Below are 19,335 nucleotides of genomic sequence, written 5' to 3' on the forward strand. Positions count from 1 at the left end.
GTCCGGCCGGCGCCAGTTGGCGGCCGGGAAGCGGCCCGAGATGCGCTCGATATCGGCGAAGACGCGGTAGCGGCGCTCGCCGTGCAGGCGGTCGAGCGCGGTGCGGAAATGGCCCTCGTAGTCGGTTCTGGTGGCTTGCCCAGCGCCTTGCCCAGCGCCTTGCCCAGCGCCTTGCCTGGTGTCTTGAGCCGGGCGCGTGTCGGGAATCGTCGTGTCGGGCATCCGGTTCAAGGGGCTCGTCCTTCGCGTGGCTGCCCGGACGGCCGTATGGGCGGCCCGGGGCGGGATCGTCGCGGTCGGGGCCCGCTCGCTGTCGGGCCCTCGGCGCGCGGGGCCTTGACGGTGGCCCCGCCCGATCGCGCATCAGAGGGAGGGGGTTCCTTGGAGAGGTTTCCTCGGAGCGGTTTCCTGGGCAACCGTCTATCGGGCGGCGTCGGGGGCAGGATACAGGCGGATTTGGAATCGGTTCAAGCTGGGATCCGACATCCCTGCTTTGCATCCGCGATGCGGTTCCGGCAAAGCGGATTCGAGCCCCTGGCGACGATGGGTCGCGTATCATGAGCACGAAGCCGAACGAATCCCGCAACGAGCGCCTGAAGGCTGCGCTTCGGGACAACCTGAAACGGCGCAAGGCGCAGGGGCGCGGCCGGGCGGAGGCGCCCGACAAGCGGGCCAGCGCCCTCGATCCCGCCCCGCAGCCGGAGCCCGACCCGCCGGGCGAGCCGTGACGGCGGCCCGAATCTACCCGGTCCTCATTCCGCCAAAACTGCCCTATACGGGGCCGTAACGCCGGGGCGCGAGCACGTGCCCCCGAGGGGAATGACCGGCGCCGACGACCCGAGAACGGGCCGGCGCGCGAGAGGACCGACATGGACCGCATCCACATCACCGGCGGCGCGCCGCTCAACGGCGTGATCCCGATCTCGGGCGCCAAGAACGCGGCCCTGCCCCTGATGATCGCGAGCCTGATGACGGGCGAGACGCTGGAACTCGTCAACGTGCCGCGGCTCGCCGACATCGCCTCCCTGCTGCGCATCCTCGGCAACCACGGCGTCGACCACATGGTGGTGGGCAAGCGCCCGGGCCAGACCTCGGAGACCGGCCAGACCATCCGGCTCACCGCCTCGAACGTGATCGACACCATCGCCCCCTACGAGCTCGTCTCGACCATGCGGGCGAGCTTCTGGGTGGTGGCGCCGCTGCTCGCCCGCTTCGGCGAGGCCAAGGTGTCGCTGCCCGGCGGCTGCGCCATCGGCACGCGGCCCGTCGACCTCCTGATCATGGCCCTTGAGCGCCTCGGCGCGCAGATCGAGATCGACGGCGGATACGTCGTGGCCAAGACCAAGAACGGCCTGCGCGGCGGCGAGATCGCCTTCCCCAAGGTCACGGTCGGGGGCACGCACGTGGCGCTGATGGCGGCGGCGCTGGCCTACGGCACCACCGTGATCGAGAACGCCGCCCGCGAGCCCGAGGTGGCCGACCTCGCCGAGTGCCTCAACAAGATGGGCGCGCGCATCGAGGGCGCGGGCACGCCCCGCATCGTGGTCGAGGGCGTCTCGCGCCTGCACGGCGCCCGCCACGAGGTCCTGCCGGACCGGATCGAGACCGGGACCTACGCGATGGCGGTCGCCATGACGGGCGGCGACGTGATCCTGGAGAACACCCGCCCGGACCTGCTCCACTCCGCCCTCGACGTGCTCGCCACCACGGGCGCGGAGGTGACCTCCACGGCCGACGGCATCCGCGTCCGCCGCAACGGCGCCGGGATCGCGGCCGTCGACGTGACGACCGACCCGTTCCCGGGCTTCCCCACCGACCTGCAGGCGCAGTTCATGGCCCTGATGACGCTCGCCAAGGGCCGCTCGCACATCCGCGAGACCATCTTCGAGAACCGCTTCATGCACGTGCAGGAGCTCGCCCGCCTCGGCGCCAGGATCCGGCTCGAGGGCGACCTCGCCATCGTCGAGGGCGTGGAGCGCCTCAAGGGCGCGCCCGTGATGGCGACGGACCTGCGCGCCTCGGTGTCGCTCGTCATCGCGGGCCTCGCCGCCGAGGGCGAGACCCAGATCAACCGGGTCTACCACCTCGACCGCGGCTTCGAGGCGCTGGAGGCCAAGCTCGGCCGCTGCGGCGCCGAGATCCGGCGCGTGCGCGCCTGACGGCGGAGGCGCCGCCGCCTCCGCACGAGGCGGCGCGACCGCTCAGCCGCCGATCTGGCCGCGCTTGAAGCCGAAGCCCGGCACCTCGCAGCCGCAGGCCGAGTTGTAGGGAGCCGGCCGGGTCACGCAATTGCCGCGGGCGGTGACGCAGATGCTGCTGCGGCGGCCGCCGAAATCGCGGCGGCGCTCGAACCGGTCCTCGTCGTAGCGGCGGCGCTCGTAGCGATCCTCGTCGTAGCGGCGCTCGTAGCGGCGGGGCCCGCCGTAATCGTCGCCGTAATACTGGGCGCTTGCCCCGGCCGCGCCGAGCGTCGTCCCGAGCGTCAGGGCGGCGATCGCCGCGAGCGTGATGCGCTTCACTGTCCAGTCTCCGTGATCGAACCGTTCCTCGCCGTACGGGATAGCGCCCGCCAGATGAACGGCGACTGAGGCCCGGCCGCCGGTTGCCGGAGCGGGATCGCCTCGCTACCTACGCCCCAGCCGCCCCGCCCGCACCCGACAAGCGGGCCACCCGCACCGGAGCCGGACACCCGCGCCATGGAGCTTCTCAAGCTCGCCGCCCTCGATCCCGAGGACCTGACCATCATCTCGGCCCACCTGCAGGACGCGATCCTGCGGGCGGGCGATCTCACCTATCTCGCGGCCGAGCACCGCTTCGTGCTGTGCGTGCGCCGCTTCGACTGGTCGGCCGGCCCCGGCGAGCCTCCCCGACGGCGGCTCGCCGGCGTGCATTTCGAGCGGGTGCTCGGCGTGCGCACCCGCGGCATCGCGCCGGGCCGGCACGCGGACGCGACCCTGAGCCTGCTCGCCGTCACCTTCGAGCCGGGCGACGCGCCGTCCGGCGCCGTCACCCTGGTCTTCGCCGGCGGCGCCGCGATCCGCCTCGAGGTCGAGTGCGTCGAGGTGCGCCTGAAGGATCTCGGCCCCGTCTGGGAGGCGCAGGAGCGCCCGGCACACGATCCGCAGGGCCCGACGCAAGATCCTGCACTCCAAGATCCCGCGCTCCAAGATCCCAAGCTCCAGGATCCTGCGCGCAACGCGCCGGCCTGAGGCCTCGGCCCGCCAGCGCTCCTCCCTCAACGCTCAGCACGGCTCGCACCCGATGGTCCGCCTCGACAGCACCTCCCCCGACTTCGCGCAGGACTTCGCGCGCCTGCTCACCGTCAAGCGCGAGATCTCGGAGGATGTCGACGAGACGGTGCGGGGCATCATCGCGGGCGTCCAGGCGGGCGGCGACGCGGCCCTCGTCGACTACACGCGCCGCTTCGACCGGCTCGGCGACGCGTTCGGCGCGGCGCGGCTGCGCGTCGGCGAGGACGAGATCGCGGAGGCGCTCGCCGCCTGCCCGGCCGAGGCGCTCGACGCGCTGACCCTCGCCGCCGAGCGGATCGAGAGCTTCCACCGGGCGCAGGTCCCGCGGGACCATCGGGCGACCGACGCCCTCGGGGTCACGGCGGGCTGGCGCTGGACGGCGCTCGAATCGGTCGGCCTCTACGTGCCGGGCGGCACCGCGAGCTATCCCTCCTCCGTGCTGATGAACGCGGTGCCGGCCCGCGTGGCCGGGGTGCCCCGCATCGTCATGGCGGTGCCGATGCCGGAGGGCCGGGTGAACCCGCTGGTGCTCGCCGCGGCGCGCCTGTCGGGCGTTCACGAGGTCTACCGGGTCGGCGGCGCCCAGGCGGTCGCGGCGCTCGCCTACGGCACCGAGACGATCGCGCCGGTCGCCAAGATCGTCGGCCCCGGCAATGCCTGGGTGGCGGCGGCCAAGCGACGGGTGTTCGGGCAGGTCGGCATCGACATGATCGCCGGGCCCTCCGAGGTCCTGATCCTCGCCGACGGCGAGGCCAACCCGGACTGGATCGCGGCCGATCTCCTGGCCCAGGCCGAGCACGACACGGCCGCGCAATCGATCCTGATCACGGACAGCGCGGCGCTCGCGCGGGCCGCCGAGGACGCCGTCGAGCGGGCGCTCGCCACCCTCCCCCGGGCCGAGATCGCCCGCGCGAGCTGGCGCGACTACGGCGCCATCATCCGGGTGCGGGACTTCGACGAGGCCGTGCCACTCGTCGACAGGCTCGCGCCCGAGCATCTCGAGATCGAGACACGGGACGCCGACGCGCTCGCCGCGCGGATCCGCAATGCCGGCGCGATCTTCCTCGGCTCGCACACGCCGGAGGCGATCGGCGACTATGTCGGCGGCCCGAATCACGTGCTGCCGACCGCCCGCTCGGCCCGGTTCTCCTCGGGGCTCGGGGTCATCGACTTCATGAAGCGCACCTCGATCCTGCGCTGCGGCCCGGAGGCGCTCCGCGCGCTCGGCCCCGCCGCCATCGCGCTCGGCCGCTCGGAGGGGCTGGAAGGCCATGCCCGCTCCGTCGCGATCCGCCTGAACCTGTGATACTGGCGAGCTTGAGCGAGATGGCGGCGATCTCCCCCGGCCTCGGCGGAGAGGCGGGACGCCGCCGCATGCGAGGGGACTGAGGCATCCGCATGAGCGAGGCGAAGGGCAAGGACCGCCTCGCGGCGGTGACCCTCGACGAGGATTCGATCGGGCGCGGCAACCCCGACCAGGAGCACGAGCGCGCCATCGCGATCTTCGACATCCTGGAGGACAACCGCTTCGTCATCCCGGGCCGCGAGGGCCCCTACGCGCTCAGCCTCGGCCTCGTCGAGAACAAGCTGTCCTTCGCGATCACGACGCCGGAGGGCGAGCCCGTGATCACGCATCTCCTGTCGCTGACGCCGTTCCGCCGGGTCATCCGCGACTACGAGATGATCTGCGAGAGCTACTACAACGCCATCCGCACCGCCTCGCCGACCCAGATCGAGGCCATCGACATGGGCCGGCGCGGGCTGCACAACGAGGCGTCCGAGACCCTGAAGCAGCGCCTCGACGGCAAGGTCGACCTCGACCACGACACGGCGCGGCGGCTGTTCACGCTCATCTTCGCCCTTCACTGGAAGGGCTGAGCGGCGTGGCGATGCGCCTCCCGCATCGCCCGCCCGGGTGTTGTCCATGATCCCCGGATCATGAAAAACACTCCAACCCTAGACAGTATCGCATTTTCTCGCGCCGAACCGGTGGCCAGTTCGGCGGACAATGCTCTGGAGCGAGCCCGGAGATGGATCCCGCAGCCCCGAAGAAGAAGCGGGTTCAGTCGGTCCTGTTCATGTGCAATTTCAACGCCGTGCGCTCGCTCGCGGCGGAGGCGATCGCGCGCCACTATTTCGGCAAGTCGATCTACGTGCAGTCGGCCGGCGTGCGCTCGGGCGAGCCGGCCGATCCGTTCATGATCGCGGCGCTGGACGAGATCGGCATCGATGCCGGCCGCCACCGGCCCCGCACCCTCGAGCAGCTCGAGGAGTGGGAGGGGGTGAATTTCGACCTCATCGTCACGCTCGCACCCGAGGCCCACCACGCGGCCCTCGAGCTCACCCGCACGCTCGCGGCCGACGTGGAATACTGGCCGACCCCCGACCCGACCGTGCTGCAGGAAGGCAGCCGCGAGCAGCGCCTCGACGGCTACCGCGACGTGCGCGACGGCCTGACCTACCGGATCAAGAGCCGGCTCAAGAGCTGAGGCGCCGCGGGCCCTGCCCTAACGCCGGCCCGATTCGCGCGGCACGGACGCTCCGAACGCCGATGCCCGGAAAGCCGCCTCCGCGGCCGACGGTCCGGGGCCTACACAAATTTGCGACAGTAAGGCTTTATCGACCGGAATTTGATCGGCCCGACTTGCCTCGTCCAAGTCTTGCTCCTTAGCTGCGAATCAGTCTCGAAAAGGCGGTTTTTCAAGATTTGTCGTAAACCGCACGGGCCCTGAGCTTGGAACCTTGGTCGAAGCGAGACAGTTACCCGTCTTTGCCGGTGGCAGCGTTCGATATGACACTTGATATTGCCGATGCGGACGAAATAGAGCCGGCCTGGGATCCTGAGGAGAACAGCCGGCGCGTGAGGGCCGGCCTCGTCTCCCTCTTGGCCGGGCGACCGATCAGCTTCACGCGGAGCCGATGTGACCTCATCGTCGTGTTCTCAGGGTCCTTCACGAAATTCAGCGGCGGAAGAGTTCATCTGTTTCAACAACATGTCCTAGACGGATTGGGAATTTACACCGAAATCGTCAAGCAAATACCGGCCTGTATAAAAGTTTTCTTCGTATTTCATAATAAAAATTATGGCGGCAAGGCAGAAATTCAGGAATTTCTTACATCGCAGGAGTCGATGGAAGTTTACGAAAATCTTGGCATAACGCAGATCCAGCTTGGCGGCGAGATCATATTCAAGAAGTAATCACGCCAGCCACCTCTATCCAAAATACATAAGAAATTCCGGGGGAATGCAATGACGGCGAATCTCCGTCACAATAAGTTCTGTCTGCTCTGCGCAAAGACGGAAGAATTGCGCCAAGTCATCAAGATCTTCGACGAGAAGTTCGACAGGGTACGGGGGCACCTATACACGGACCATGTCTATCGTCTGTCGGAAGACGCGACCATCCGCGTCGCCACCTGCAGCGCGATGGGTCACATGAGCGCGGCGGTCCGCACGGGACAGCTCATCACCCTGTCCCAGCCCGCGATCATGATCTTCCTCGGCACGGCGGCGAGCCTGAAGCCCCACGAGGTGCAGATCGGCGACGTCGTCATCCCCCGGAAGGCGATCAGCCGCGTCTACGAGAAGATCAGCGAGGCCGGCCAGCGCGACTTCGAGGAGCGCGCCGCCGCGGGCGACTTCCAGGAGTTCATCCTGCAGAGCAACGCCCTCATCTCCGATCTGGCGACGGTCGATTGCTCGGAGGACGCGCTGACGGTGATCGCGGCGCTCGAGATCGACGGGATCGCGCTGGAGCGGGGCAGCGGCGAGGCCATCGCCCTCGGGGGAAAATCCTACGCGCTCCGCCAGCCGAAGGTGCACGACGACATCGACATCTTCTCGTGCGGGATGGTGGTCGACAGCATCTCCTACCGGGAGTTCATCACCACCAACACCCACCGGAACCTCCGCAAGGCCGCCATCATCGACATGGAATCCTACGGCTTCTTCAAGGCGATCGACGCGACCCGGGGATCGGGCGTCGGCAGTTCGTGCTCCGGGCTGATGATCCGGGGCATCTCCGACTATGCCGGCCGCAAGGCCGAGACGGAGGGCCGTCCCGAGGGCTGGAAGAAGGCGGTCCGGAACGCGGCGATCGTGGCGGCGGCGCTGCTCCAGCGCATCGTCGAGTACGAGGCGGACCACGCCGCGGTCTGACGGATCCGGCGAGATCCGCGCGTCCCGTCAGGAGGCCGCGAGGCGCCGCAAGCCGGTGACGGGACCGTAGCTCTTCTCCAGGATGCGGGCTACCGCGACGACGAGGGGCTCGACCGCCACGGCCATGTGATGCCCGTTGGCGTGGATCAGCCGCTCGGCGTCGAGCATCAGGCCCACATGCCCGCGCCAGAACACGAGGTCGCCACGGCGAAGCTGCCCGAGGTCGAGGGGCAGGGCGCGGCCGAGGCCCCGCTCCTGCTGGTCGGCGTCGCGCGGGCAGGGCAGCCCCGCGAGGTCGAGGGCGAGCTGGACGAGGCCGGAGCAGTCGAGCCCGAGGCTGGTGCGCCCGCCCCAGAGATAGGGGGTGCCGACGAGCCGCTCGGCGGTCGCCGCGTAGTCGGGCTCGCGCCAGCCGGCCGCCTCGCAATGGGGCGCGAAGACGTAGGCATCGCCGGCGAGCCGGAGATAGTCGCCCTCCCGCCCCTCAGCCGCGAAGGCCGCGCCGAGCCCGAGATGCCCGCGATTCGGGCGTTTCAGGTCGGGTGCCGGGTACAGGAAGGTGCGCAGCGCCCGCACCCGGTGGGTCGGCGCGGGCTCGGCCGGCCCGAGGCTCGCGGCCGGCAGGTAGCCGACATATCCGTCCCGCACGAGCTGGACATAGGCATGGCCGTCCCGTTCCTCGTAGAGCCGCACCGCCTCGCCCATCACCGCCTCGGTATCGATGCCCGCATCCTCCCGCGGGGCGCGCCGCAGGGGCGCGGACGGAACGCGCACGCGGCGCGGTTCGGGCGCCACGAAGCGCTCGGCCGCGACGGACCCCTGCAGGGCGATGTCGGCGAGATCCGGCCGCGCCGGGGTGAGGCGGGGATCGCGCGCGGAAGGCGCGTCGACGGAGCGCGCGTCGACGGAGCGCGCGTCGACGGAGCGCGCGCCGGTGACGGGAGCGTCGGTGACGGGAGCGTCGGTCATGGCGACAGCCGTAGCGCGCCGGCCGGCGGGCCGGCAATGGCCGCGTCCGGCAAATCAATTCCGCTCGGCCTTAACCCATGTCCTGGCAAGCGGGAGAGTCTGGAATGCATCCTGCATCCGACTCGGTCGTTGCGCTGCACGGGTGGGACGGCTGCGTTCCGATGCAGTGCACAAATCCCCGCGAAGCTGTATGGTCGAGCGATGACGAGCGTGAGCCGAGCCGTGAAGAAGACACCGAGATCCCAAGCCGACCTGCCGCCGATTCGCGTGCGCCGCGAGCCGCCCACGATCGCCGAAGCCGTCATGGCCGCGCAGGATCTCGCCGACGACCTGGAGCAGCAGGTCGAGATCGCCGCCGGCCTGATCGGCCTGCCGCCCGACGAGGTGCGCCCGCACGTGCTGGCGGCCGAGCGCCCGAAGCCCGAGCCCCGCTTCGAGCGGGCGCCCGAGCGCATCCTCGGCCCGGCGAGCCCGAGCCGGGCGCCCCGCACCGTCATCGTCGAGCGCCGCACGCGGGCGCCCGTGGTGGTCGAGCGCCGCGGCCGCCCGCCCTTCGACGGGCGCCGCTGACGCGCCTCACCAGGCGAGCGTCTCGCCCCGGTAATCGAGATAGGCGACGCCGCTGCGGCCGAGCCGGCCCTCGATCACGTCGGCCATGCCGGCGACGCTCGTCGCCACGTCGATGTCGGCCTCCGCGCCCCCCATGTCGGTGCGGACCCAGCCCGGATGCATCAGCAGGACGCCGAGACCCGCGTCGCGGTGGCGGATCTCGAAGCTGCGCGCGTAGGTGTTGAGCGCCGCCTTGCTGGCCCGGTAGGTCTCCCAGCCGCCCGATTCGTTGAGCGCCACGCTGCCGAGCACCGAGCTCATCAGCGCGAGGGTTCCTCCCGGCCGCACGGATTCGCGAAACGCTTCCGCCAAGCGGATCGGGCTCACGGCGTTCGTCAGATAGACCTGGGCCGCGACCGCGCGCGGCACGGCGTGGAGCGGCTCGTGCGCCTGGGTGGCGACGCCCGCCACCACGAAGATCAGGTCGAAGGTCTCGCCCCCGAGCCGGTCGCGGAGGGTTGCCACGGCCGAATCGTCGTCGATGTCGACGGTCTCGACCCGCACGGAATCCGAGGCGAGCCGGGCGAGGCCGGGCGAAGGCGAGCGCTGCGTCGCCGTCACGCGCCAGCCGCGCCCCGCGAAGGTCTCGACGAGGCCGAGCCCGAGGCCGCGCGAGGCCCCGACGATGAGCGCGCTCTTCTGCTGTTCGGACATGATGGTCGTCTCCCGGAGCCGGGTGCCCGCGAGGGCCGCTCCTGCGGGACGGGAGGTTGGGGCGCGGGCCCGGCGCGGGAAGGCGCGGCCGGTCCCGTCCCGTGCGGCCGCGCACGCGCTCCTCTCAATCGGCCGTCTGCACCGACCAGGTGGCGTGGCGGATGCCGGGCGCGCGTGCCAGCGCCGCCGTGACGGCGTCGAGCTCCTCCGCCTCCACGGCGGTCGCCATCAGGGTCGCGACGACCTCGACCGCCTCCTCGCCGCGCTCCACCACCTCGATCCCGCCGACCGGGTAGCTCGCCGCCTCGAGCCGTTCGACCAGCAGGTCGCGGGCCGGGCCCGCCGCCTCGGGGGCCGTCGTCACCTGCACCTCGTAGGTCGCCTCCGTGGCGCTCTCGTCTATCGGCGCCCGGTTGATGGCGTTGACGAGGGGCCGCAGCAGCGTGTTGCCGGAGAGCACCGCCGCCGTCACGAAGCCGGCCTCGAGCGGCAGGTCGGCCCCCGCGAAGGCCCCGACCGCGGCCGAGCACCAGAGCGTCGCGGCCGTGTTGAGGCCCCGCACGTTCATGCCCTCCTTCATGATGACGCCGGCGCCCAGGAACCCGACGCCCGAGATCACGTAGGCGACGGTGCGGGTGCCGCCCGCCGCCCCTTCGAGCCGCATGCCGAGATCCACGAAGGCCGCCGCGCCGATCGCCACCAGCACGTTGGTGCGCAGGCCCGCCGTGCGCTGCCGGTACTGCCGCTCGGCCCCGATCAGGGTGCCGAGCACGAAGGCCACGATCAGGCTGATCGCGGAATTGAGGCTCTCGGGGATCGGGGAGGCGAGCAGGCCGGTCATCGCGCCTTCCTGTCGGGCGCCCGTGACGGAACCGTGACACGTGCGCGCAGGCCCCCGCGCGGAGCCGCCGAAATCCCGGGGCGAAAGGCCCGTGCCGCGCCATTCGATTGCGCGCGGGATTGACGCTCCCCCCGGCCAGCGGGCACACGGATGAGACCTATGGGTCGTCTAAGAACCCGTTGAGGAGACGCGTCGAATGCCGGTTTCAGCCCCCGTGACGGAGTCCCGCCCGTGAGCGGCGCCACCCTCGCCGAGCGGCCGGCCGCGATGGGGACGGACGAGGCCCTGCGCGCCCGCATCCACGCGCTGCGCGAGGGGCTGGAGCACGGGCTGATCGGCTGCACGGGCCTCGTCGAGCGCCTGCTGATCGGGCTCCTCACGGGCGGTCACCTCCTGATCGAGGGCGCGCCGGGCCTTGCCAAGACGCGGGCGGTCAAGCGCCTGTCGGACGGGCTCGACGGTTCCTTCGCGCGCGTCCAGTGCACCCCCGACCTGATGCCCGCCGACCTGACGGGCACCACCGTGTGGCGCCAGGACAGCGGCACCTTCGAGTTCCTGCCCGGCCCCCTGTTCCACTCGCTGATCCTGGTGGACGAGGTCAACCGGGCGCCCCCGAAGGTGCAATCGGCGCTGCTCGAGGCAATGGCCGAGGGCCAGATCACGGTCTCGGGCCACACCCATCCCCTGCCCGATCCCTTCATGGTGGTGGCGACGCAGAACCCGATCGAGCATGCCGGCACCTTCCCGCTGCCCGAGGCCCAGCTCGACCGCTTCCTGCTCCACGTCGTCGTCGACATGCCCGACGAGGCCTCCGAGCGGCGCATCCTCGACCTCGTCGAGGGCGAGCTGAACCACCACGCCGAGGCGATGCCCGTGAAGCTCTCGGTGGCCGAGATCCGGGCCGCCCGCGAGGCGGCGCTGAGGACCTACGTGTCGCCCGCGCTCAAGGATTATCTCGTGCGGCTCGTCGCCGGCACCCGCAGCGACGCGGCGGCCCCCGACCTCCGCGCGGCGATCGAGCACCCCGCCTCCCCGCGCGGCACGCTCGCGCTGATGGTGGCCGGCAAGGCCCGCGCCTACCTGCACGGGCGCGACCACGTCGTCCCGGAGGACGTGGCCGACCTCGCGGTCGACGCGCTGAGCCACCGGATCGGCCTGACCTGGCGGGCCGCCGCCGAGGGGCGCACCGCGCGCGGCATCATCGAGGGGCTCGTGCAGCGGGTGCGGGCGCTCTGAGGAGCGCGGCGATGTCCTCGGGCCCCTCATCCCCCGCCGACCCGTTCGAGGCCCCGGGCATCCACCTGTCCGGCGAGGTTCTGATGGGCCTGCGCCACCTCGCCCGCCGCGGCGTATCGCCGGCGACCCGCACGCTGGCGGGCCTGCCCGGCGGCATCGTCACGCGGCGGCGCGGGCGCGGCTCCGAGCCCGACGACGTGCGCCTGTGGTCGGAGGGCGACGACCGCCGCCACATCGACCGCAACGCCACCGCCCGCACCGGCGTGCTGCACGTGCGCACCCACCACGACGAGCGCGACCGCGCCGTGGTGCTGCTCGCCGATTTCCGGCCCTCGATGCTGTTCGGCACGAGGCGGGCGCTGCGCTCGGTGGCGGCGGCCGAGGCGCTGACGCTCCTCGGCTGGCGGGTCGTCGGCGATGGCGGGCGCGTCGGCCTCGCGGTCGGCAGCGCGGGCGAGCCCGCCGCCATCCGCCCGGCCGGCGGCGAGCGGGCCATGACGGCCGTGACGGGGGCGCTCGCCCTCGCGCATGCCAGGGCGCTCGCGGCGCCCGACATCGCGGACCCGCCCCTCGACGCCCTGCTGAGCGTCGCCCAGAGCCTGCTGCCCTCGGGCGGCCACCTCGTCATCGCGAGCGCGCTCGACGCGCCGGGCCCCGATTTCGACCACCTCCTCACGGTGCTGGCCGAGCGCCTGTCGATCCGCCTCCTCCTCGTCAGCGACGCCTTCGAGCGCGGCCGCCCGCCCGGCTTCTACCCCTTCGCCACGCCGGACGGCCGCCGCGGCACCGTGCAGGCGGCCCGCGCGGCCCATCCCGGCGCCGACGAGCGCCTCGCCGGCTACGCGCAGCGCGGCATCGAGGGCCTGCGCCTCGACGTCGAGGCCGGCCCCGAAGCCTACGCCCCCCTGATGGAGCGCCTCGATGCGGTGCTGTGAGCCGCGCCGGGCGCCGCACGCGCCCTCCCCGCCCGCGCGGCCCTCCCCGTACGCGCGACGCGCGCCCGCCCCCCGGAGGCCCGCATGAACCCGGCCGACGCGCCCGCGAGCCTCGACCAGCTCCGCGGCCTGCACCTTCCGGCGAACGCGGCCGGCGCCATCCAGGGCGAGGTCGTGGTGGCGGTGGCGCTCGGCTTCGCCGCCGCGCTTCTGGTCGGCCTGGTCCGCGCCCTGCGCGCCCGGATGCGGGCGACCGTCTGCCGCGCCGCCCTGCGGGACTTCGCGGCGACCCGCGCGCTGGCGCCGGAGGCGCGCCTCGTGGCGCAGGCCCGGCTCCTGCGCCGGGTCGCCCGGACGCTGGAGGGAGAGGCGGCGGCCTCCGAGCGCGGCGAGGCCTGGGCCGCACGCCTCGACCGGCTCTTCGCCACCGACTTCTTCAGCCGGGGCGCCGGCCGCGTCCTCGTCGACGGACTCTACCGGCGCCCGGCCGCAGCCGACGCGGGGGTAATCGACGCGGAACTCGCGCGCCTTCTCGCCCGGATCAGGGCCTGAGCCCATGAGCCTCGCCCCATGAGCATCGTTCCATGAGCGCCCTCCTGCCCGGCTGGGCCACGGCCCTCGCCTCCGCCTTCGACCTCGCGAGCCCGCTCGCGCTCCTCCTGCTGCCGCTGCCGCTCATCGCCGCCCGCCTGATGCCCGCGGAGGCCGCCGGCGGCAGCGGGGCCCTGCGCGTGCCGGCCTCCGTTGTGGCCCGCGCGCCCTCGGCCGCCGACATCGCGGCGCGGGGCCGGCGCCGCACCTGGCTGATCTGGACCCTCTGGGCCGCCCTCGTGGCGGCGCTCGCGGGCCCGCGCCTCGTGCTCTCGGCGACCGCCCTGCCCGCCTCGGGCCGCGAGATCATGATCGCCATGGACCTGTCCGGCTCGATGGAGCGGCGCGACTTCGCCCTCGACGGACAGACCGTGTCGCGCCTCGCCGCGGTGAAGCGCGTCGGCGCGGACTTCATCCGCCGCCGGGCCGGCGACCGCATCGGCCTCGTCATCTTCGCCGACCAGGCCTACGTCGCGGCGAGCCCGAGCTTCGACACCGCCACCGTCGCGCACGCGCTGGAAGAGTCGACGATCGGCCTCGTCGGCCGCTCGACCGGCATCGGCGACGGCCTCGGCCTCGCGCTGCGCCGCCTCGATCCCAGGGGGGCGGGCAAGGACGCGGCCAAGGAGGCCGGCGGCGAGGCCAGGCAGCCCCCGCCCTCCACCGCCAAGGTGGTGATCCTGCTCTCGGACGGGGCCAACAATGCGGGCCAGACGAGGCCCACCGACGTGGCGGAGCTCGCCCGCGACCTCGGCATCAAGGTCTACACCATCGCGCTCGGGCCTCGCGACCTCGCCGACGCGGACGGCGAGCAGGACGTGGTCGACGTCGAGACCCTGCGGGAGATGGCCACGGTGAGCGGCGGCAAGTCCTTCCGGGTGAAGACCACCGACGACCTGATCGCGGTGGCGGACGCCATCGATGCCCTGGAGGGCGGTCGCGCCAAGGCCCCTCCCCTGCCGATCCGGCGCGACTTCTGGCCCTGGCCGGCGGCGCTGGCGCTCCTCTGCGCCGGGTGGCTCCTGGCGACCCGGAGGGGGGCATGAGCCTCCTCGACGCCGTCACCCTGCTCCGCCCCTGGTGGTTCGCCGCGATCCCGCTCGTCGGCCTGCTGGTCCTGCGGGCGGCGTGGCGGGCGGCGCCGCTCGGCGACTGGGCGCGGGTGGTCGACCCCGCCTTGATGGCGCTCCTCGCCCGACGCGGTGCCGTGCTCGGCGGGCGGCGGCAGGCGAATCGCGCGGCGGCGGTCGCCGCGGCGCTCATCGCGCTGGCGCTGACCGGCCCCGCCGTGGAGCGCCGCGACACCGCGACCTTCCGCAACCTCGACGCCACCGTGATCGTCGCCGACCTCTCCCGCTCGGTCACGGAGGGCGGTGCCCTCAAGGAGGTGCGGCAGGTGGCCCAGGGCATCGCCGAGGCCGCCGGCACCCGCTCGGTCGCCCTCGTGGTCTACGCGGGCGACGCCTATCTCGCGATTCCGCCGACCACCGACCGCGAGAGCTTCGCCACCACGCTGTTCGCGCTCGACGCCGACACGGTGCCGGACCGCGGCAGCCACCCCGAGCGGGGCTTGGCGCTCGCCCGGCGCACGCTCGCCGAGGCGGGCGTCGTCGCGGCCGACGTGGTGCTGATCAGCGACGGCGACGGCATCGGCGAGGCGGCGATGCGCGAGAGCGCGGCGATGCGCGCGAGGGGCTGGCAGCTGCAGGCCGTGTTCGTGCCGGCCGCCCGCCCTCTGCCCGCGGGGGTGCCGAAGCCCGACCGCACCGCCCTCGAGACGCTGGCGCGGGCCGGCGGCGGCACGGCCGCCGACGTCACCGCGCCCGCGCCCGTCCTCGACGCGGTCGGGGCGAGCACGGCCAGGCACCTCGCGGCCGGCGGCTACACCGTCCTGGCCTATGCCGATCTCGGCCGCTGGCTCCTGCTGCTCGCGGCCCTGCCCGCCCTCCTCCTGTTCCGCCGGAGCGCCTGATGGGCCAGGATCGAATCTCGGAGCGCGCCGCATGATCCAGGAGCGCATGACCGACCTTCGGGGAAGCGTTTTGCAGGGAAGCGCCTCGCGGGCCGGCATTCTGCGGGGCCTGCCGGGGCTCGCCCTCGGCTTCTCGCGCCGCTGGCGGCGCTGGGCGCGGATCGGCGGCCTCGCGATCGCCGGGGGCGGCATCCTGGCGCTGGCCCTCGTCTCGCCGCCGCGCACCGGGCTCGGCCGCCTGCTGATGGGCGTCGGGCTGCCGGGCGCCGCGGCCGCGATCCTCGACGATCCGGCCTGGCGCGGCCCCGCGCTCTACGAGGCCGGGCGCCACCGGGAAGCCGCCGCGCTGTTCCGCAACGGCGGCCGGCGCAACGCCTACAACCTCGGAAACGCGCTGGCGCGCGCGGGCGATTACCAGGGTGCCATCGCGGCCTACGATGCGGCGCTGCAGTTCAACCCGCGCGACGCCGACGCGCAGGCGAACCGCTCGCTGATCGCCCGGATGCTCGCCGAGGAGATCGACCGCGGCAAGGGCGGCGGCGTCGCCAACGGCACGGCGCAATACGGCGCGCGCTACAACAACACCGCGAACCAGGACCAGAGCGACGACATCCAGGCCACGTCGAGCGGAGAAGGATTAGCCGGCAACAAGGAGGCGAGCTCGAGCGCCTCGCTGCCCGGCAACAGCACGGTCTCGCGCCGCGGCAAGGCCGAGCAGGTCGCGGTCGATTCCGGTCAGGGCGAGGCGCGGGGCTCGGCGAGCGACGCGGCGGGGCGCGGGCGCAAGGGCAACGGCTCCGCCATGGTGGCGGAAGCGCCCGAACGGGAAGTGCGCCGGGTCACGAAGAGCTTCGAGGCGCACGAGATCCGGCCCGACCGGCTCTGGCTGCAGACGCTGCCCGACGATCCCGGCCGCTACCTGAAGCTCCGCCTCAAGGCCGAGCAGACCCGCCGCATCGAGGCCGGCACCGCCATTCCCGCCGGGAGCAACCCATGGTAAGCCGGCTTAATTTGTACGTTGGCGTAATCCTGCTCGCCGTGCTTCCCACGGCCGCGGCCCGGGCGATGGAACCGGGTGATCTCACTTTCACGGTCACGCCGGAGCTCAACGGCAACGCCGCGCCCTTCTCCCGCGAGATGGTGCTGCTGCGCCTGCACGGTGTCTACAAGCAGCCGATCCTGCTGGAGGAGGTGATCCAGCCGACGCTCGCGAATTTCAGCTGGACCCAGCTCGGCCGCGACCATTGGAGCCGGACGAAGCTGCCGGACGGGCAGAGCGCGATCGCGTTCGACCGGGTGATCGCGATCTTCCCGCACCATCCGGGCGACTTCACCATCGACCCGTTCGTTCACCGCCTCACCGTCAACGACGTCGGCGAGCGCAAGGTGATCGACGTGCGCTCGCGGCCGGTCCCGCTGCCGGTGGCGGCCTGGACGCAGAAGACCGGCGGCCCCGACGCCAAGGAGCCCTGGTGGCTGCCGGCCCGCGACGTCACGGTCACGGATTCGTGGAGCCCCGATCCCGAGACCGTGAAGGTCGGCGAGACGACGCGGCGCGTCGTCACCGTCGAGGCGCAGGGCATGGTGGCCGAGGGCCTGCCGCCCCGCCCCGTGATGCGCACGCGCGGCATCCTCACCTTCGCCGGCCCGGTGACGCGCGAGACCGTCATCACCCCGCTCGGGCCGGTGGCGCGCGCCACCTACCAGTGGGACGTGCGGCCGGCCATCGACGAGGTGATCCCGCTCGACGCCATCGCGATCCCGTGGTTCGACACCGTGTCGCGCACCATGCGGGAGGCCGAGATCCCCGCCCGCCAGATCGGCGGCGGCCTCCCCGACCGCGAGGAGGCGCCTCCCGCGATCTCGGCCTCGCCCGTGCTGATCGGGGCGGCGGGCGCAGCCGCCTTCGGCCTCGGTCTCGCGCTGATCGGCGTCGGTTCGGGGCGGCGGCGGCTGCGCCTCGACGCAGCGAGCCGCCGGGCGCTGCGCCGCGCGGCCGCCGCGGGCGACGCCGCCGCCGTCCGGGCCGTGCTGGCCGGCGCCGAGCCCGAGCTCGCCCGGCGCTGGCGCGAGCGCCCGGACGTCGCGGCGGGCCTTGCCGCCCTCGACCGTGCCGTCTACGCGCCGGCCGGCGCCCCGGCGCCCGATCTTCCGGGTCTCGCCCGCGCCCTCTCGCGCGCGGAGCGGGTCCCGGCCCCGGCCGGGCTCGCCCTGGACGAGCGCTTGCTGCCCCTCGACGGCGGCCGCGCGGCGCACTGACGGGGGCGCAGGCGCCATGTCGAGAGCCACCCGCGCGACCCAGGCCCTCGACCGGGCCGGCGTCGCCTACAGCGTCCACGCCTACGCCTACGACCCGGACGCGCCCCGCATCGGCCTGCAGGCGGCCGAAGCCCTCGGGATCCGGCCGGAGCGCGTCCTCAAGACCCTGATGGCGGAGGTCGACGGCAAGCCCGTCTGCGTGCTCGTGGCCTCGAACCGCGAGATCGCGCTGAAGCGCCTCGCCGCGGCGCTAGGGGGCAATTCCGCCGCCATGCTGAAACCGGCGGAGGCCGAGCGCATCACCGGCTACCATGTCGGCGGCATCAGCCCGCTCGGCCAGAAGCGGCGCCTGCCGGTGGTCATCGACGCGGGCTCGCTGCCGGAGGAGGGCGAGATCTACCTCAACGGCGGCGGGCGCGGCCTGCAGGTGCGGCTGCGTCCCGCCGACCTCGTGGCCGTGCTGGAGGCGCGGCTCGCGGCCCTGATCTGACGGTAACCCTCCGTTCACCACGTCCTGCGAGGTTGCGGCTTTCCGGGGATGGCGCGCATGGGCGGATTGCGGAGGGTGCTGGCGCTCGGCCTCGCGCTGGCGGGCACATCGCCGCGCGCCGCCGACCTCGTCGAGATCGAGCCGGGCCCGTATCCGTATCCGGCCGCCCCGCGCTACTTCCCGCGCGGCGACGGCGAGGACCGGGTGATCGGCCTCGCGCGGCCCCTGCCCCGCCCCGTCGGCTGCCTGCCGCGGCGCGTGCCCGTGCCCACCAACGCGCCCGACGACCCGAGCTATGTCGGCTCGACCTACGGCCTGTCGAAGCCGAGCTATTACGGCTTCACCCCACCGCTGGGCGTCGACGATCCGTACGGCCGCCCGCTCCTGCCCTATTGCCGATAGGCGCGGGCGGGTAGGCGCGGGCTGGCGCGCGGGCGCGCACGGCTCTACAAGACCGGCCGAGCCCGCCGATGGCCCGTCAAGAGCCAGTCAGGAGCCAGTCCCTTGCCCCCGACCGACCCGGCCTCGCCCCTCCACCTCACCGAACTCGGGCCCTTGCGCGAAGCCGTCGCGGGCTGGCGCCGCGCGGGCGAGAGCATCGTGCTCGTCCCCACCATGGGGGCGCTGCATCCCGGCCACCTGGCGCTCGTGGCGCATGCCAAGGCGATCGGCCGGCGCGCGGTGGTGAGCATCTTCGTGAACCCGACGCAGTTCGGCCCGAGCGAGGACTTCTCCCGCTATCCCCGCGACGTCGCGGCCGACCTCGCGCTGCTGGCGGGAGCCGGCGCCGATGCCGCCTGGACGCCGGACGTGGCCGCCATGTACCCGCAGGGCTTCTCCACCCGAATCGAGGTGGCGGGCCTCGGCGAGGGCCTGTGCGGCGCCTACCGGCCCGGCCATTTCTCGGGCGTCGCCACCGTGGTGACGAAGCTTCTGAACCAGGTCCGGCCCGACATCGCCCTGTTCGGCGAGAAGGATTTCCAGCAATTGCAGGTGATTCGCCGGGCGGTGCGCGACCTCGACCTCGCGGTCGAGATCCGGGGCGTGCCGACGATCCGGGAGGCGGACGGCCTCGCCCTGTCCTCGCGCAACCGCTACCTCGGCCCGGAGGAGCGGCTGGTGGCGCCCCGCCTGCAGGCGGTGCTCGCCCGCATCGCCGCTGCCCTGGGGGAGGGCGCCGAGGCCGGGCGGCTCCTGCAGGAGGGGATCCGCGAACTCGAGGCGGCGGGCTTCAACCCGGTCCAGTACCTCGAATTGCGCGATGCCGAGACCCTGGAGAGGGTGGAGCGGCCCGTCCGCCCCGCCCGTCTGCTGGCGGCGGCCTATCTCGGCCGCACGCGCCTCATCGATAACGTAGCCGTCTAATCGA

Annotated in this window: 23 protein-coding genes and 1 pseudogene; 19 read left to right on the forward strand and 5 right to left on the reverse strand. The window is 72.9% G+C overall.

The window, feature by feature from the left end:
• Positions 1 to 222: pseudogene (locus tag WDW90_RS02900) on the reverse strand (5-aminolevulinate synthase); the annotation flags it as partial.
• A gap of 335 nt (positions 223 to 557) precedes the next feature.
• On the opposite strand from WDW90_RS02900, the gene WDW90_RS02905 reads away from it, so the two are divergent.
• Together WDW90_RS02905 and murA are read left to right on the forward strand one after the other, a co-directional pair.
• Positions 558 to 728, forward strand: coding sequence for a hypothetical protein (locus WDW90_RS02905; RefSeq protein ID WP_336485766.1), 171 nt, complete (start codon positions 558 to 560; stop codon positions 726 to 728).
• A 141-nt stretch (positions 729 to 869) separates the two neighbouring features.
• Positions 870 to 2,159: a UDP-N-acetylglucosamine 1-carboxyvinyltransferase gene (gene murA / locus WDW90_RS02910; RefSeq protein ID WP_336485767.1), complete on the forward strand. Its 1,290-nt coding sequence runs from the start codon at positions 870 to 872 to the stop codon at positions 2,157 to 2,159.
• A gap of 42 nt (positions 2,160 to 2,201) precedes the next feature.
• On the opposite strand, the gene WDW90_RS02915 is transcribed toward murA, so the two are convergent.
• Positions 2,202 to 2,519, reverse strand: a complete 318-nt coding sequence (locus WDW90_RS02915; protein WP_336485768.1) for a hypothetical protein — start codon at positions 2,517 to 2,519, stop codon at positions 2,202 to 2,204.
• Positions 2,520 to 2,696: 177 nt separating this feature from the next.
• On the opposite strand from WDW90_RS02915, the gene WDW90_RS02920 reads away from it, so the two are divergent.
• The 6 genes from WDW90_RS02920 (at position 2,697) to WDW90_RS02945 (ending at position 7,410) form a co-directional block, all read left to right on the forward strand.
• Entirely contained in the window at positions 2,697 to 3,209 is a 513-nt protein-coding gene (locus WDW90_RS02920) for a DUF2948 family protein (protein WP_336485769.1), read from the forward strand.
• Positions 3,210 to 3,261: 52 nt separating this feature from the next.
• Entirely contained in the window at positions 3,262 to 4,557 is a 1,296-nt protein-coding gene (hisD, locus tag WDW90_RS02925) for a histidinol dehydrogenase (protein ID WP_336485770.1), read from the forward strand.
• Positions 4,558 to 4,649: 92 nt separating this feature from the next.
• Positions 4,650 to 5,129 carry a UPF0262 family protein gene (locus tag WDW90_RS02930; protein ID WP_336485771.1) on the forward strand — a complete coding sequence of 160 codons (480 nt, stop codon included), beginning with the start codon at positions 4,650 to 4,652 and terminating at the stop codon, positions 5,127 to 5,129.
• Positions 5,130 to 5,281: 152 nt separating this feature from the next.
• Complete coding sequence (locus tag WDW90_RS02935; protein WP_336485772.1) at positions 5,282 to 5,740, forward strand: arsenate-mycothiol transferase ArsC; 459 nt, start codon at positions 5,282 to 5,284, stop codon at positions 5,738 to 5,740.
• A gap of 287 nt (positions 5,741 to 6,027) precedes the next feature.
• Positions 6,028 to 6,450: a hypothetical protein gene (locus tag WDW90_RS02940; RefSeq protein ID WP_336485773.1), complete on the forward strand. Its 423-nt coding sequence runs from the start codon at positions 6,028 to 6,030 to the stop codon at positions 6,448 to 6,450.
• A gap of 51 nt (positions 6,451 to 6,501) precedes the next feature.
• Positions 6,502 to 7,410 (forward strand): phosphorylase family protein, encoded by a 909-nt coding sequence (locus WDW90_RS02945; RefSeq protein WP_336485774.1) that lies wholly within the window; start codon positions 6,502 to 6,504, stop codon positions 7,408 to 7,410.
• Between the two features lie 27 nt (positions 7,411 to 7,437).
• Here WDW90_RS02945 and WDW90_RS02950 read toward each other — a convergent pair whose 3' ends face one another.
• Entirely contained in the window at positions 7,438 to 8,379 is a 942-nt protein-coding gene (locus tag WDW90_RS02950; protein WP_336485775.1) for a C40 family peptidase, read from the reverse strand.
• A gap of 222 nt (positions 8,380 to 8,601) precedes the next feature.
• On the opposite strand from WDW90_RS02950, the gene WDW90_RS02955 reads away from it, so the two are divergent.
• Entirely contained in the window at positions 8,602 to 8,949 is a 348-nt protein-coding gene (locus WDW90_RS02955) for a hypothetical protein (RefSeq protein WP_336485776.1), read from the forward strand.
• A gap of 6 nt (positions 8,950 to 8,955) precedes the next feature.
• On the opposite strand, the gene WDW90_RS02960 is transcribed toward WDW90_RS02955, so the two are convergent.
• Positions 8,956 to 9,642, reverse strand: a complete 687-nt coding sequence (locus tag WDW90_RS02960; protein ID WP_336485777.1) for an SDR family oxidoreductase — start codon at positions 9,640 to 9,642, stop codon at positions 8,956 to 8,958.
• A 124-nt stretch (positions 9,643 to 9,766) separates the two neighbouring features.
• Positions 9,767 to 10,483: an MgtC/SapB family protein gene (locus tag WDW90_RS02965; protein ID WP_336485778.1), complete on the reverse strand. Its 717-nt coding sequence runs from the start codon at positions 10,481 to 10,483 to the stop codon at positions 9,767 to 9,769.
• 267 nt (positions 10,484 to 10,750) lie between these two features.
• On the opposite strand from WDW90_RS02965, the gene WDW90_RS02970 reads away from it, so the two are divergent.
• From WDW90_RS02970 to panC, 10 genes are all read left to right on the forward strand, one after another.
• Positions 10,751 to 11,719 carry an AAA family ATPase gene (locus tag WDW90_RS02970; protein ID WP_336485985.1) on the forward strand — a complete coding sequence of 323 codons (969 nt, stop codon included), beginning with the start codon at positions 10,751 to 10,753 and terminating at the stop codon, positions 11,717 to 11,719.
• Positions 11,720 to 11,802: 83 nt separating this feature from the next.
• Positions 11,803 to 12,654 (forward strand): DUF58 domain-containing protein, encoded by an 852-nt coding sequence (locus WDW90_RS02975; protein WP_431310966.1) that lies wholly within the window; start codon positions 11,803 to 11,805, stop codon positions 12,652 to 12,654.
• A gap of 84 nt (positions 12,655 to 12,738) precedes the next feature.
• Complete coding sequence (locus WDW90_RS02980) at positions 12,739 to 13,206, forward strand: DUF4381 domain-containing protein (protein WP_336485780.1); 468 nt, start codon at positions 12,739 to 12,741, stop codon at positions 13,204 to 13,206.
• A 32-nt stretch (positions 13,207 to 13,238) separates the two neighbouring features.
• Complete coding sequence (locus tag WDW90_RS02985) at positions 13,239 to 14,291, forward strand: VWA domain-containing protein (RefSeq protein ID WP_336485781.1); 1,053 nt, start codon at positions 13,239 to 13,241, stop codon at positions 14,289 to 14,291.
• Positions 14,288 to 15,217, forward strand: coding sequence for a vWA domain-containing protein (locus tag WDW90_RS02990; RefSeq protein WP_336485782.1), 930 nt, complete (start codon positions 14,288 to 14,290; stop codon positions 15,215 to 15,217). The genes WDW90_RS02985 and WDW90_RS02990 overlap by 4 nt, the downstream gene beginning before the upstream one ends.
• Before the next feature lie 31 nt (positions 15,218 to 15,248).
• Positions 15,249 to 16,217 (forward strand): tetratricopeptide repeat protein, encoded by a 969-nt coding sequence (locus tag WDW90_RS02995; RefSeq protein WP_431310958.1) that lies wholly within the window; start codon positions 15,249 to 15,251, stop codon positions 16,215 to 16,217.
• Positions 16,211 to 17,476: a hypothetical protein gene (locus tag WDW90_RS03000; RefSeq protein WP_431310959.1), complete on the forward strand. Its 1,266-nt coding sequence runs from the start codon at positions 16,211 to 16,213 to the stop codon at positions 17,474 to 17,476. Before WDW90_RS02995 ends, WDW90_RS03000 begins: the two co-directional genes overlap by 7 nt.
• Before the next feature lie 16 nt (positions 17,477 to 17,492).
• The gene (gene ybaK, locus WDW90_RS03005) at positions 17,493 to 17,966 is read left to right on the forward strand and encodes a Cys-tRNA(Pro) deacylase (protein ID WP_336485783.1); all 474 of its coding nucleotides are present in this window, start codon (positions 17,493 to 17,495) and stop codon (positions 17,964 to 17,966) included.
• Positions 17,967 to 18,023: 57 nt separating this feature from the next.
• Entirely contained in the window at positions 18,024 to 18,368 is a 345-nt protein-coding gene (locus WDW90_RS03010) for a hypothetical protein (RefSeq protein ID WP_336485784.1), read from the forward strand.
• A 102-nt stretch (positions 18,369 to 18,470) separates the two neighbouring features.
• Complete coding sequence (gene panC / locus WDW90_RS03015) at positions 18,471 to 19,331, forward strand: pantoate--beta-alanine ligase (protein ID WP_336485785.1); 861 nt, start codon at positions 18,471 to 18,473, stop codon at positions 19,329 to 19,331.
• Positions 19,332 to 19,335: the final 4 nt, after the last annotated feature.

This window comes from Methylobacterium nigriterrae, from assembly GCF_037106235.1.
Taxonomy (GTDB): Bacteria; Pseudomonadota; Alphaproteobacteria; order Rhizobiales; family Beijerinckiaceae; genus Methylobacterium; species Methylobacterium nigriterrae.